Genomic DNA, 13,530 nt, shown 5'->3' on the forward strand with positions numbered 1-13,530 from the left:
TTTCGCTGCCAAACCGGAACCTTCCTAGCAATTCCCGTTCCCGGTTTTCAGCCATAATTTTGACAACCCGCCAGCCCTGTTTTCCGCGATGCGCGATGGCGTATCACCGTCGTAGAAAGGCCTAGTAATGGTATTCCGGCGGCAGGTTCATCGCCTCTTTTGACAAGTTCGGCCGCTGCCCCCGGCCCTTGCGATATTGCTTGAGCTGGAAGATATAAGCCAGTACCTGGGCGACGGCGGCAAACAGGCCGTCGGGGATCTGCTGCTCCAGCTCGGTGGTATGGTACAGCGCCCGGGCCAGCGGTGGCGCAGGCACAATATCAACGTCATGTTTATTGGCAATTTCCCTGATTTTCAGGGCGATATGGTCCGTCCCTTTGGCAACTACCACCGGGGCGGCGTCAATCTTAGGATCATAACGCAGCGCGACCGAGAAGTGCTCCGGGTTGGTGATCACAACGTCGGCCTGCGGCACATCCGCCATCATCCGCCGCTGCGCCATTTCCCGCTGCAACATCCGGATCCGGCCTTTGACTTCCGGCTTGCCTTCCTGCTCCTTAAATTCATCTTTCACCTCCTGCTTGGTCATTTTCAACTGCTCGTTGTGCTGCCAGATCTGATAGGGGATATCAATGGCAACGACGACCAGCAATGAACAGCAGATCAGCAGGATAAACCCCGAGAGAATATCCAGGGCATGGAACAGGTTCTGCGGATACACTTCGATATTAAGCTGGAAGAAATCTTCCAGGTTGGCGCGCATCAGGAAGTAGGCCACCCCGGCGACCAGGGCGACTTTCAAAATCGATTTGATCAGCTCCACCACGCTCTGTTTGCCGACCATCCGCTTGAGGCCGCTTAGCGGATTCATTTTCGACAACTTAGGCCGGGCCGCCTCGGCGGAAAAACTGATCCCCCCCAGTCCGGCAGCCCCGGCAACGGCAGCGACAAATAAAAAGGCCAGCACGAGCACCAGCGGAAAAGCGACATGCCAGACCGATGCGGTGATCACAGCAAACAACTTATTGAGGTCGAACACTTCTTCCCGGCTCAGGCTGAACATTTTCGCCATCACCTCTGCCAGTCCTTTGCCGAGGATTTCGCCGAACCACATCAGGCCGACGGCACCGGCAACCAGGACGGCCACAGAAGCAAGTTCTCTTGAGCGCGGTATCTGCCCCTTTTCCCGCGCCTGCTGAAGCCTTCGGGGCGTGGCGTCTTCGGTCCTTTCCTGACCGTCTGATTCAGCCATCAGCAATCCACCCGGATCAAACTACAGATTTGTGAGAACCCCATCTCCCAGTGATACTCGTATTGCGGCATGATCGACGCCACCAAAAACCAGCAGATCACCAGGCCAAGTAACAGGGCAAAAGAAAAACCAAGCGAGAAAATATTGAGCTGCGGCGCAGCCCGGGTCATCACCCCAAACGAGAGGTTCACCGTCAGCAGTGCGACAATCCCCGCCAGGGCCATATTCAGTCCCGCCTTGAACATCAGGCCAAACCAGCCTGCCAGCTGGTAATAATCCGCCGGGCGCAACATCGATTCGCCAATCGGCAGCGTCTTGAAACTCAGCACCACCATATTGAGCATGGTCAGATGGCCGTCGGTGACCAGAAACAACATCACCGCCAGGAACATGAAGAACTGGCCCAGCACCGGGGTATTCTGGCCGTTGGCCGGATCGACCATGGACGCAAAGCCCAGGCTCGACTGCATCCCGAGAATTTGCCCCAGCAGGACAAAGGTTTGGGTAATAAACTGGGTGACCAGGCCCATGGCTATGCCGATAATCACCTGCTGCGCGGTGGTAATAAACCCGGCCAGAGAGAGCAACTCAATACTTTGCGGCACCTGAGGCAACACCGGCATCACCGCAAACGTCATAGTGATCGACAGGTACAACCGCACCCGGGCCGAGACAAAACGGGCGCCGAAAAAGGTCATCACCATCATCATCGAGGAGATACGTGTCAACGGCCAAAAATAATTGGCGATCCAGTCCAGTAACAGGGCTGACGGATAGGTCATCGCACGACTCTCATCTCAGGGCCAGGGGAAAACCGCTCAATAGAGCAGTTGCGGGATCTGTTCAATGATGCGATAAAAATAATCCATCAGCATCTGCGTCATCATATGGCCGAAAAACATCAGCGCCAGCAGGGTGACGATCAAACGCGGCAGGAAGCTCAGGGTCTGTTCGTTAATTGAGGTGGCGGCCTGAAACACCGCCACCACCAGGCCGATCAGCAGACCCGGAACCACAATCGCACTGACCATCACCAGCACCATGTACAAGGCGTCCTGGAAAATTTCGACAAAAGCTTCCGGATTCATCGCAACGCCTCCCGTCAGGTACCGAAGCTGCCGGCCAGGGTCGACAGGATCAGATTCCAGCCATCGACCAGCACAAACAGCATGAGTTTAAACGGCAACGACACGATCATCGGCGACAGCATCATCATCCCCATCGCCATCAGCACCGAAGCCACCACCAGATCGATGATCAGGAACGGCAGAAACAGCATAAAGCCAATCTGGAACGCGGTCTTGAGCTCCGAGGTAATAAACGCCGGGATCAGCACCGTCATCGGCACGTCCTGCGGATCAGTCGCAGTCGAGCCCGACATATTGACAAAGCTTTCCAGATCCTTCACCCGGGTTTGCTTGAGCATAAAGGCACGCAGCGGTTTCTGCGCCGCAGTCAGGGCCTCCTGAGCACTCATTTGCTCATTCATATAAGGTTGCAGCGCGGTGGTATTGATTTGATCCAGCACCGGCGACATGACAAAGAAAGTCAGGAACATCGCAATCCCGATGATCACCTGGTTCGACGGTGTTTGCTGCAGGCCCATCGCCTGACGCAAAATCGACATCACCACCACGATCCGGGTAAAGGAGGTCATCAGGATCACCACTGCCGGCAAAAAGCCCAACGCTGTCATCAGCGCCAGGATCTGCAGGGTCACCGAGTAATCCTCGCTGCCGTCGGGATTCACCGTGACCGACAGGGCCGGAATACCGCCGCCCTGCCCTGTGGTCATCAGCCGGGTTGCCCCGGCTTCATTTTGCATTTCACTGACCGTCACGCTGTTTGCGGCTGTCTCCGCCATCACCGGCAGCGCCAGCAGCAGCGTCATGGCCACCAGCAAGGCAGCGAGCAGGCTATTTCTTATCATGCTTTCTTAACAGGTTGGTTAATTGACTGGCAAACTCACCACCGCTGGCCCCCGTGTCAACAGACAAAGGCTGCTCCAGCTTACTGATCAGCGAAATGTTCTGCTGGGTGATCCCCACCAGCATCTGCTCCTCACCCACCTGCAACAGCACAATCCGCTCCCGCTGCCCGACCGGCAACTGACGGAGAATTCTCATCGCACTGTCACTTCCCTGGATCCCGGGCAGCTTCATCCGCTTGAGCAGCCAGGCCAGGAACAATATCACCACCACCACCAGCATCAGGGCAGCCAGCGTGGTGGCAATATTCATATCCGCCGGCGGCGCCGCACTGGCGGGGCCACTTGCCACCGCCGCCAGAACAATCGCCTGCCGTTTGCAACTCCTGATCTTGAGCATGTCCAAACCTAGCGCAGCTTTTTAATTCGTTCGGTCTGGCTGATCACATCGGTCAGACGGATACCAAACTTATCATTCACGACCACCACTTCGCCGTGGGCAATCAGGGTGCCGTTCACCATCACATCCAGGGATTCCCCGGCGATCCGATCCAGCTCGACCACCGAGCCCTGGTTCAGTTGCAGCAGGTTGCGGATACTGATTTGGGTACGGCCGACTTCCATCGAAATGGTCACCGGAATATCCATAATCGTGTCGAGCTTGCGACGCTCGTCATCGGTGATCGGCGTACTGTCATCCGTCAGCTCTTCCAGCGGCGCCGCTTGTACCCCTTCGTCACTCGCCTGCTCGGCCAGTGCTGCTGCCCAGTCGTCAGCAATTTGTTGATCATCTTGAGACATCACTTACACCTGCTATTCATCGTCATGTGGTTCGGCGTCGAGGAGCGCCTCGCCAATCGTACCATTTTCAAGGAAGGCCAGATCGGTTTTCACCATAGTCGGCCGCTTGAGTTTCTCACTAATCTTCAGCGCCACGTTATCGCCGGATTTGCCCATCTTCGCCCGGTAGGTCGGCAGATCTTCAACAAACACCGTTGCCGCTTCCGGCATATCAATCGGGATCACATCGCCCGGCTGCATTTCCATCAGATCCCGCAAGGAGAGCTCGACATCAAGCAGCTTGGCGCGCAGGTTCACCGGCACGTCCATGATTTCATCCCGCAGCGCCTGGCTCCAGCGCACGTCAGTATCCATCTTGTCACTCTGGACACCGGCATCGAGCAGTTCACGGATCGGCTCGACCATGGAGTATGGCATCACGACATGGAAATCACCGCCGCCGCCATCGACTTCAATATGGAACGAGCTGACAACAATCACCTCAGTCGGGCTGACGATATTGGCCATAGTCGGGTTCACTTCCGAGTCCAGATACTCGAACTCGACGCCCATCACCGGGGACCAGGCTTCGCGATAATCTTCAAACACCAGCTTGAGCAGCATCTGCACAATCCGCCGCTCGGTCGGGGTAAACTCCCGCCCCTCAATTTTGGCGTGAAAGCGGCCGTCGCCGCCAAAAAAGTTTTCCACCAGAATAAACACCAACCGCGCTTCCATGGTGATCAGCGCGGTGCCTTTAAGCGGGCGAAAACGCACCATGTTCAAACTGGTCGGGACATACAGTGTGTTCTGGTATTCGCCGAATTTAATCATCTGAACACCGTTGATCGACACTTCCGCCGTTTTGCGCAGCATGTTAAATAGACTGATCCGCATATGACGGGCGAAACGCTCGTTGATCAACTCCAGGGTGGGCATGCGCCCACGAACAATCCGGTCTTGCGATGAAAAGTCAAACTGGACAACACCGGCTTCGGGTTGCCCACCACCATCTTCATCTTCGACGTCATCAACCCCATGGAGCAGGGCATCGATTTCGTCTTGGGTTAATAAGTCACTCACATTAAACCTATTGCATTACAAAACCAGTAAACAATACGCGCTCGACGACCTTCTGACCGGACACCTTGACCATGGCATCCTGCACCGACGCCAGCGCCTGCTGGCGCAGATCCGCCCGGCCGGTCGGGGTCCGGAGCTGCTCAACGGTTGCCGCCCCGAACGCCTGAAGCAGGGTGCTTTCAATCAAAGGAATATGCTGGTTGGCCTGGGACTCATTGTCATCCCCACGCACCATCAGCTGAACTTTGACCTGGACCAGGCGATCCCGCTTATCGCCGGTCACATTAAAAATAAACGGCTGCGGCAGGATCACGTAATAAGCCGGGCCGGTCGGCATTGCTTGCTCAACCTGCGGCATCGCATCGGCGGTTTCGGCTTCAGGCTCATCATCGCCCATCAGGAAAAACCATGCCCCGGCACCGCCTCCCAGAAGCAACACCACCAGTGCGATGATGATGATCAGCTTTTTCTTCCCGCCGCCGTTCTCTGCGCCATCTGCCATAGTTCTGATTACCCTTGATTGGTTAAACCGCCATCCGGCGGTATTTGGTTGTTATGCGTAATAATCAACGCGGTCAGTCGGCTGACTCACGTACATTTCTAATGATTCACCGTCAGTCTGCTGGGCGTGGCGACCGGCATGCCCTTGCTGGCCCCCGCTCTGATCACTCCCAGACTGACCGGTATTTGTCTGTTGCTGCTGTCCGGACTGGCCGGCAAACTGCTGACGGCCACTGTCCTGCTGGACACTGCTTTGTGCCAGTTGCAGCCCCTGCTGGTTCATCAGCTCGCGTAGCCTTGGCATCGCCTGTTCCACCAGCTCGCGGGTTTGCGCGTTGCCGACATGGAACTGGACGCTGGCCTGATCCTGGTTCAGAGACAGTTTAATCTGTAACCGGCCCAGCTCAGGCGGATCCAGACGAATATCCACATGCTTGAGGTTTTTCGCCACCATCACCTGAACCCGCTCCGCCAGTTGCTCACCGGCTTGCTCTTTACTGAGCATCAGCGGGGTCTGTGCCTGCGCCGCTTCCGCTCGGATCGGACTGGCGTTGATCCCTTGCTGCTGATTCAGCGAAGTCACAGCTTGCGCCACTTCGGCGCCGCGCCCTTCACTGCCTTCCGCGCCATGCGGTAGGACACCCTGAGCCAGGGTGCCCGCCGTCAATGCTTCGGCTTGTACCTTGTTCATCGCCGCATGACTAGCATCGACGGCCGCCCCTTCACCGGTTGCGGCGATCAGACCGGGCATCGCTGCCGCGCTATGCTGCGGGATTGTCGCTGCCGCCGATAAAATGCCGGATCCCAAAGCGCCAGTTCCCATAGAACTGGTACCCAAAGAGCCTGAAACCGCTTCAGCTAACGCCTGCGGCGCTCCCGGCATTGGCGGTGCTATTTTAGCCCCACCATCCACCGATTGTACGCCGGCGGCTGATTTCACCTTCTGCGCCACGGCCTGTAACCACTCGGCATGCTCAGGCGACAGCACCTGGACAGACTTACCGCCAAGCGCAGGCTGCTCCAGCGCCGAATCTGCGTTGATTAAGGCTCCCTGCGCCGCCTGTCCCTGACCACTCAGCTTCGCCAAGGCGGCCAGCTGAGTATCATCGAGTTGAATGTCATCAACTTGAGTCTGCTCTGTTACAAACGGGCGCACCAGATGATGCTCATCGGCCGCTTTTTCGTCAACCGCCTCCTTCTGGATCAGGGCTTGCGAGACCACAGAGGCCGATCCCGTATGTCCGGGTCCAGAACTTTCAAGTGCTGCGCTTCTCCCAACCTCACCGCCCTGTCCTGACTGCCCGTCTGTCACTTTAGCCTGAGCCTGAACCAACCCTTGCGCTGATCCGGCTGACGGTTCGACAGCTTCATGTCCTTGCATCGCCACTGCCCGCGGCATCCCGCCAGCCGATGAGAGCGGCAATTCTTTGCCTGCTCGTGCGTGCTCTTTCCCCACTTCTGGGGCGGCCAGCCCATCAGCTTGCTGACTTTTGCCGCCAGCCAACTGTTTTTCAGCAGCAGCGAGGCGGCTCAGCAAAGCTTCACCGTCGTCCATTATCTGTCGCTTGTGGCTGGGATCAAGCCCATTTTCGCCATTATTCTGGCGGCTGCTCAGGTTTTCATCACTTGGTCGTGGCGCTGATGAAGGCGCAGGCTGGCCCATTGCCATCGTATCCAGCTGCTCTCCATCGGTTTCCAGCGCAATCACTTCCTCACTGCCTTGCTCGCCCGCAGCCGGTTCAATTTCAGCCTGTACGGAAGCATCGCCAGATACTTTTGCCGGTTGCGCCGATTTTTCGTCACCCGCCATGTCTGATGCAGTGGCCGATGGCGCGGCTTCGGCCAGCTTTGCCGCACTGGGATCCACGCCTTTCTGCGCGTCAGTGGCCTGGCTGTCACGGGAAGTCGTCACGCTCTGAAATGCATCAGCAAACTTTCCTTCCTCAGCAGTTTCAGCACCTTGCCCTTGCGTTGCCGTTTTCAGGCTAGCGTGACTCCCGCCCATAGGGGCTGCAGGAGGCGTCGACTCAGCGGAAAATAAGCGAGATGAAAACATAACGATGCTCGTCTGGATAAAGTCTTAAAGTGTTGATACGGAAATTATGCAAGAAGTGAACCATAAAAATAAGGGCCAGCGACACCAGCGCGGTGCCCTGACTTAAGCCACAGGCTAGCGGGAGAGCTTTCGGGCAAATTGCAAGGTCGAAAATTCATCCATGAGCTTCTGCTCCTGCTTGTCACGCAACCGCTGCTGCTCGGTCTGTTTCTTTTCCAGCAGCCATTCCACCGAGCGCCGTTTTTTGCGCATCTCATGCCAGTGCGCGCTACACTGCTCGACTTGTTGTTCAAACTGTTCCCCGGCGGCTTTCTGCTTGACCAGCGTTTCATCGAGCTGGTTGAGAAACTTCTGCAGATGGCCGAAGCTGCTGGCACTCAGTCCGCTCTGTCCCCGGGCTGTCATCTGTTTGCTGTAATCGAAACGGTACTGCTCAATTTGTTGCAGCTGCTGATGGTAGCTTTCCAGCTCCAGGCGCGCCTGATTAAGTGCCAGCGATGCCTGGTGCTCATCCTCTTTCGCTTTTTCCAGGATTAACGTCAGTGCCGTGTCTGCCATCTTGACTCCACTTTATCTCAGTCAGCTTGCACCTCAACCGCCCAGCGTCGAGCGGAGCATGTTGACACACATCTCATAAGGCACCGACTCTTTCATCGACTGCTGCAGGTAGGCATCGAGTTTTGGTTTGTAACTGAAGGCCTGATCGATACTCTGATCCGTGCCTGGCTTATACGCACCAATCGACACCAGATCCTGGTTCTTGCGACAAATCGACAGGATCTGACGCACGGCTTTGGCCATCAGCATATGTTCTTCGCTGACAATCGCCGGCATCACTCGGCTCACCGAACGCTCGACATCAATCGCCGGATAATGACCGGCATCGGCCATCTCCCGCGACAGGACGATATGGCCATCGAGAATTGCCCGTGACGCATCGGCAATCGGGTCCTGCAGATCATCCCCTTCGGTCAGCACGGTGAAAAAGGCGGTGATCGATCCCTGGTGCTCGCCACCGTTTCCGGCCCGCTCGACCAGCGCCGGCAATTTGGCAAACACCGATGGCGGATAGCCCTTGGTCGCCGGTGGCTCACCGACCGACAGGGCGATCTCACGCTGCGCCTGGGCAAAGCGGGTCAGCGAATCCATCAGCAGTAAGACATCCAAGCCCTGATCGCGAAAATACTCAGCAATCGTCAGCGCAGTCTGGCAACCTTTGAGCCGCATCAGCGGTGAAGCATCAGCCGGGGCTGCCACCACCACCGAACGCTGACGGCCTTCTTCACCGAGGATTTCATCGATGAACTCTTTCACCTCGCGGCCCCGCTCACCAATCAGGCCCACCACCACTACTTGCGCGGTCGTGCCCCGGGTCATCATTCCCAGCGTGACCGATTTACCAACCCCGGAGCCGGCAAACAGGCCAATTCGCTGTCCTTTGCCGACGGTCAGCAGACCATTGATAGCTTTGAGGCCGACATCCAGCGGCTCTTTAATCGGCTTTCGTGATAACGGGTTGATCGGCTCGGCATTAAACGCCGCGCGATCGGCGGTATAAATCTCGCCAAGCCCATCCAGGGGGTTACCAACCCCGTCGATCACCCGGCCCAGTAGTTCCGGCCCGACCGGCAGGCCGCTGTTTTGCAATACAGGCGTGACTTTGGCACCGGGCATGATCCCGTTTAGTTGTTCACTGGGCATCAGAAAGAGAGTCTCGCCGGAAAAACCGACCACTTCAGCTTCGATATCGCCGTTGAGGGTTTCCACCCGGCACAGGCTACCAACCGGGGCGCGGCAGCCAACAGCTTCCAATGTCAAGCCAACTACCCGCACCAGGCGGCCCGAAGCAACCGGACGGCTGGCCAGGTTCTCGGTTTTGTATCGGCCCAGACGTTCAGCCAAGGTTGCCGTCATTACTGGCCCCCGGCTTTGTGCTGGCTATTGGTACCCTGGAATTGTTGTAGTAAGTGGCGGATCCGATCCTCGAGCAGGTAGTCGACACTGGAATTACCAGCAACAACCTGGAGATCGCCGCGGTTGAGAGAAGGCTCAGCCTGGAGGCTCCATTGCCGCTCGGAGAGGTTCTCTTCACCATAGGCTTCTTTGACCACCGCCAGATCGTCCGGGTGCAGGTTGATCTGGGTTTGCCGCCCGGCAATCGGCAGCGCTCCCACCACTTCACGGATGGTATTTAAAATCACCTGCGGATTAGTCTGTACTTCAATTCGTATCAGCTCGCGGGTAAGGCTGGCCACCAGTGAGACCATCTGGTTTTCAACTTCGGCATCGACCTGCTGCAACGGGGTCGCCAGCTTTTCAATCAACGCCGTCAAATGGGTGACCTGTTCGGTGATCTGTGCCTGCCCCTGTTCCAGGCCTTGCGCCAACCCTTGCTCGAGCCCTTCTTGCCGACCGGCTTCCAGGCCCGCTTCGTGACCGGCCTGCAGCCCTTCGGCATGGCCGGCTTCGCGCCCTTCCGCTAGCCCCTCTTCATAGGCGGAGTGGCGGATCTCTTCCAGATCAGCAGCCGTCAGAGGGGGGGGGCCTTGCTCTTCAGCTTCTTCTTCAGGCTCCGGCGGCCACTGGGGATCGTAGTTCAGGGCATTATCATTCGGGCCCTGCGGCTCATCGGCATAATCAGGGTACGCCCAGCGCTCAAGCTCCTGGGCCTGGTGATCTGAGACGCGTAAAAAACCCCGGCGGCGATCAATGCTCATAGCTCATCCTTCCGACAATGCCGCAGCACCATCCCGTGATTAGAGGAATTCATCCGCGCCGCCTCCGGTCAACATCAGTTCACCGGCATCAGACAAGCGTCGGGCAATCGACAGAATTTCTTTCTGTGCCGCTTCCACATCGGAGACCCGAATGGGTCCCATCGCTTCGAGATCGTCCTGCAGCATTTCAGCAGCACGCTTAGACATATTGCGCAGGATCTTGTCGCGCAGCACGTCATCGGCACCTTTGAGGGCCTGTTGCAGCAGATCTTGCGGTACATCGCGCAGCAGAGTCTGGATCCCGCGATCATCAACCTCGGCCAGGTTATCGAAGACAAACATCAGATCGTCAATCTGGGTCGCCATATCTTCATCGGTTTCACGGATTTGCTCCATCAACAAGCCTTCGACATTATTGTCGAGGTAGTTCATGATCTCCGCCGCCGCCTTCAGGCCGCCAATCTTCGCGGCCTGGGCACCCGCCTGACCGGCAAACTGTTTCTCCATGATGTCATTCAGCTCATGCAAGGCAGCCGGCTGGACTTCTTCCAGGTTGGCGATCCGCATCATCAGATCCAACCGGGTCCGCTCCGGGAACTGGGCCAAGATCTCAGCCGATTGCTCCGGCTCGAGATACGACAAGACGATGGTCTGGATCTGCGGGTGTTCGTTGAGAATAATACTGGCCACCTGACGCGGATCCATCCATTTCAACGAATCCAGACCACGGGACCCGCTGCCCATCAGGATCTGATCAACCAGGTTGTTGGCCTTGTCTTCGCCCAGCGCCGCGACCAGGGTATTGCGGACGAAGTCTTCACTGCCCATCCCGATGCTGGTGTATTTCTGGATATCTTCGAGAAAATGTCGATGGACCGCAGAAACTTTATCCTGGCTCAGATCAGCCATGGAGGCCATCACGCCCCCCACCCGCTGAACCTGTTTCGGCTCGAGATGGCGAATAATACTGGCGGCATCCTGCTCGCTGAGACTCAGCAAGAGGATCGCCGCCTTGTCGGCCCCGGTCAGGGACGAGACATCAAATTTCTTCTCTTCGGTTGTTGCGACTTCGTTAGCCATCTTCGCTTACCCAACTTTTCACCACTTGCGCGGCCAAATCCGGCTCATTAGCCACCAAGGCCCGGACGGCTTTCAGCAAATCTTCATCTTTATGCAGGTTTGGCAGATCCAGGGTACTGCTGCTCAGCTCCAGCACTTCAGCGCCGTCCAGCTCAGAACCGATCAGATCCACACCGTCTTCGCCCAGCTGACTGATTGGCATGCCATTTTCATCCAACGGCGTCCCGTCCTGAGCCTGATTCGGATACAGCAGCTTGCGCATGGCCGGGCGAACCAGAACCAGGACCACCACCACAATCACCAGTGCAGCGGCCAGCCAGCGGATCCAGGTATTGAAATTCGGATGTTCCCATATCGGCAGGTCCGGTACCACCTGCTCTTCCGGCATCGCAAACGGGACGGAAATCACTTCCAGCATATCGCCACGCCGATCGGAAAAACCCACCCCGCCTTTGAGTAACCGGGCAATCTTTGCCAGCTCAGCTTCACTGACCGGCACCCGGGTAATTTCGCCGGTTTCCGGATTGGTCACTTGCTTGTAATCAATCGCGACGGAAACCGTCTGGCGACTGACGACTCCGGTTTGCGCCCGCTTGTGACGGATGGTGGTATCAAGCTCAAAATTCCGGGTCGACTCCCGATGCACCGAACCATTGTTCGAACCTTTACCAGCCTGCATCTCGGCAATATCCTGCGGGATTGATGAATCTGCCGGCGGCTGGTTGCTCAACGCACCAGGGATCCCTGCCACCACATTACCGTTGTTGTAATCTTCGAGGGTGTATTCACTCCGGGTTGAAGGCGTCGTTGGATCGTATTGTTTGCGGGTCTCTTCTACCGCACTGAAATCCAGCGACACATCCACCTGCGAGGTATAGTTGCCAAGGCCCAGCACTGGGATCAGGATCGCATCGATCTTCTCCCGCAGCGCCTGCTCTTGTTTTCGCTCGAGCTCATACTCTTTCCGTTGCGCGGCCGCACTCGGGTCTTCGGTACCGGAACTCAGCAGGCGCCCGTGTTGATCGGTAACCGTGACCCGGGTCGGCTTCAGGCCGGGTACGGCTGTCGCCACCATATCGACAATCGAGTCAACTTCTTCCTGGCGCAGGCTAGCGTTGGTGCCCAGGGTCAGAAAGACCGACGCCGAAGCTTCCTGGTTATGACGGACAAACACACTTTGCTTGGGCATCGCCAAAAGCACCTGTGCCTTGCGCACCTGTCGGATCTGCTCAATCGCCCGGGCCAACTGACGCTCACGGCTCAACTTCAGACGCTCGCGTTCAAGACGCTGCGACACCCCGAAGCCCATATCCTGCAGCAGGATCTCATCGCCTTCGGCGACGCTATTATTCAGACCGGCACGGGTCATCTCCAGCTTGATCGAGGAAAACGTATCGGCCGGAACGCGGACAGTATTGCCGTCGAGGGTATATTCAATCTTCTTCTGATCAAAGTGATCCAAAATCGGGATCAACTCTTCAGTTTCAAAGGTACCGAGCGGACGCATTTCTGGCTCTTTGATCCAAGCCACGACCAGGACAATTAACGCAACACAAATGGCGATCGACAGCACCAGGATCACCTGGCGTAACAGATCCAGGTTCCCCAGCAAACTATCAACTCGTGCGGCGCTTTTTTCCTCGGTATCGGGGTTTTGCAGCTCAGGCTCCGGCTCAGTCACCGCCGGTGGCGGCGCATTCCCGGCAACAGCCAGTTCGTTGTTGGTAGATGATTCCGACACTAACTATGTTCCTGAGATTAAACCGGCATATTCATGAGTTGCTTATATGCGTCCACGAGCTTGTTACGCACCTGGACCGTTGCTTCGAAAGCAACACTGGACTTATTTCGGGCAATCATGACATCAGACAGCGACACACTGCGGTCACCCTGATCGAAACGTGTTGCCAGCTCACCGGATGCTGACTGCAGGTTATTGACGGTTTTAATCGCATCACCCAGCACTGCGCCGAAGTCGGCACTGACCTGCTGACCGGTTGCCGGACGCGATGAATTCTGGGCTTCCAGTTTCATCGCCTGCATTTCTGCCTGAAATCCGTTAACTTTCATGGTATTCCCCGTACAGTCAAAAAAGTGTCACCCTTGATAGCAAGTGACGGATTTTATTCGTTTG

The 13,530-nt window shown here is 56.8% G+C and carries 15 protein-coding genes; all 15 read right to left on the minus strand.

Translation table 11 applies throughout. From position 1 onward, the window contains the following. Positions 1-121: 121 nt before the first annotated feature. Positions 122-1,252, minus strand: a complete 1,131-nt coding sequence (flhB, locus tag NNL38_RS11795) for a flagellar biosynthesis protein FlhB (protein WP_255388228.1) — start codon at positions 1,250-1,252, stop codon at positions 122-124. Beyond that, positions 1,252-2,034, minus strand: a complete 783-nt coding sequence (fliR, locus tag NNL38_RS11800) for a flagellar biosynthetic protein FliR (RefSeq protein WP_255388229.1) — start codon at positions 2,032-2,034, stop codon at positions 1,252-1,254. Before fliR ends, flhB begins: the two co-directional genes overlap by 1 nt. Positions 2,035-2,070: 36 nt before the next feature. Then, a complete protein-coding gene (gene fliQ / locus NNL38_RS11805; RefSeq protein WP_255388230.1) occupies positions 2,071-2,340 on the minus strand; it encodes a flagellar biosynthesis protein FliQ in 270 nt (89 codons plus the stop codon). Between the two features lie 14 nt (positions 2,341-2,354). Then, positions 2,355-3,143 (minus strand): flagellar type III secretion system pore protein FliP, encoded by a 789-nt coding sequence (fliP, locus tag NNL38_RS11810; protein ID WP_255390631.1) that lies wholly within the window; start codon positions 3,141-3,143, stop codon positions 2,355-2,357. 25 nt (positions 3,144-3,168) lie between these two features. Then, positions 3,169-3,579 carry a flagellar biosynthetic protein FliO gene (fliO, locus tag NNL38_RS11815; protein WP_255388231.1) on the minus strand — a complete coding sequence of 137 codons (411 nt, stop codon included), beginning with the start codon at positions 3,577-3,579 and terminating at the stop codon, positions 3,169-3,171. An 8-nt stretch (positions 3,580-3,587) separates the two neighbouring features. Then, on the minus strand, positions 3,588-3,980 hold the full coding sequence (fliN, locus tag NNL38_RS11820; protein WP_439651354.1) for a flagellar motor switch protein FliN: 393 nt from the start codon (positions 3,978-3,980) through the stop codon (positions 3,588-3,590). 12 nt (positions 3,981-3,992) lie between these two features. Next, positions 3,993-5,042, minus strand: coding sequence for a flagellar motor switch protein FliM (fliM, locus tag NNL38_RS11825; protein ID WP_255388233.1), 1,050 nt, complete (start codon positions 5,040-5,042; stop codon positions 3,993-3,995). A gap of 7 nt (positions 5,043-5,049) precedes the next feature. Continuing rightward, the gene (gene fliL / locus NNL38_RS11830) at positions 5,050-5,544 is read right to left on the minus strand and encodes a flagellar basal body-associated protein FliL (protein ID WP_255388234.1); all 495 of its coding nucleotides are present in this window, start codon (positions 5,542-5,544) and stop codon (positions 5,050-5,052) included. Between the two features lie 51 nt (positions 5,545-5,595). Further along, the gene (locus tag NNL38_RS11835; protein ID WP_255388235.1) at positions 5,596-7,599 is read right to left on the minus strand and encodes a flagellar hook-length control protein FliK; all 2,004 of its coding nucleotides are present in this window, start codon (positions 7,597-7,599) and stop codon (positions 5,596-5,598) included. Positions 7,600-7,713: 114 nt separating this feature from the next. After that, positions 7,714-8,157, minus strand: a complete 444-nt coding sequence (gene fliJ / locus NNL38_RS11840) for a flagellar export protein FliJ (RefSeq protein ID WP_255388236.1) — start codon at positions 8,155-8,157, stop codon at positions 7,714-7,716. A 33-nt stretch (positions 8,158-8,190) separates the two neighbouring features. Further along, positions 8,191-9,513 carry a flagellar protein export ATPase FliI gene (gene fliI / locus NNL38_RS11845; RefSeq protein ID WP_255388237.1) on the minus strand — a complete coding sequence of 441 codons (1,323 nt, stop codon included), beginning with the start codon at positions 9,511-9,513 and terminating at the stop codon, positions 8,191-8,193. Beyond that, on the minus strand, positions 9,513-10,316 hold the full coding sequence (gene fliH / locus NNL38_RS11850) for a flagellar assembly protein FliH (RefSeq protein ID WP_255388238.1): 804 nt from the start codon (positions 10,314-10,316) through the stop codon (positions 9,513-9,515). Before fliH ends, fliI begins: the two co-directional genes overlap by 1 nt. Before the next feature lie 39 nt (positions 10,317-10,355). Continuing rightward, positions 10,356-11,396: a flagellar motor switch protein FliG gene (gene fliG, locus NNL38_RS11855; protein WP_255388239.1), complete on the minus strand. Its 1,041-nt coding sequence runs from the start codon at positions 11,394-11,396 to the stop codon at positions 10,356-10,358. Continuing rightward, positions 11,389-13,137 (minus strand): flagellar basal-body MS-ring/collar protein FliF, encoded by a 1,749-nt coding sequence (fliF, locus tag NNL38_RS11860; protein WP_255388241.1) that lies wholly within the window; start codon positions 13,135-13,137, stop codon positions 11,389-11,391. Before fliF ends, fliG begins: the two co-directional genes overlap by 8 nt. 17 nt (positions 13,138-13,154) lie before the next feature. Next, positions 13,155-13,466, minus strand: coding sequence for a flagellar hook-basal body complex protein FliE (gene fliE, locus NNL38_RS11865; RefSeq protein WP_255388242.1), 312 nt, complete (start codon positions 13,464-13,466; stop codon positions 13,155-13,157). Positions 13,467-13,530: the final 64 nt, after the last annotated feature.

Source organism: Photobacterium atrarenae (genome assembly GCF_024380015.1).
Taxonomy (GTDB): Bacteria; Pseudomonadota; Gammaproteobacteria; order Enterobacterales; family Vibrionaceae; genus Photobacterium; species Photobacterium atrarenae.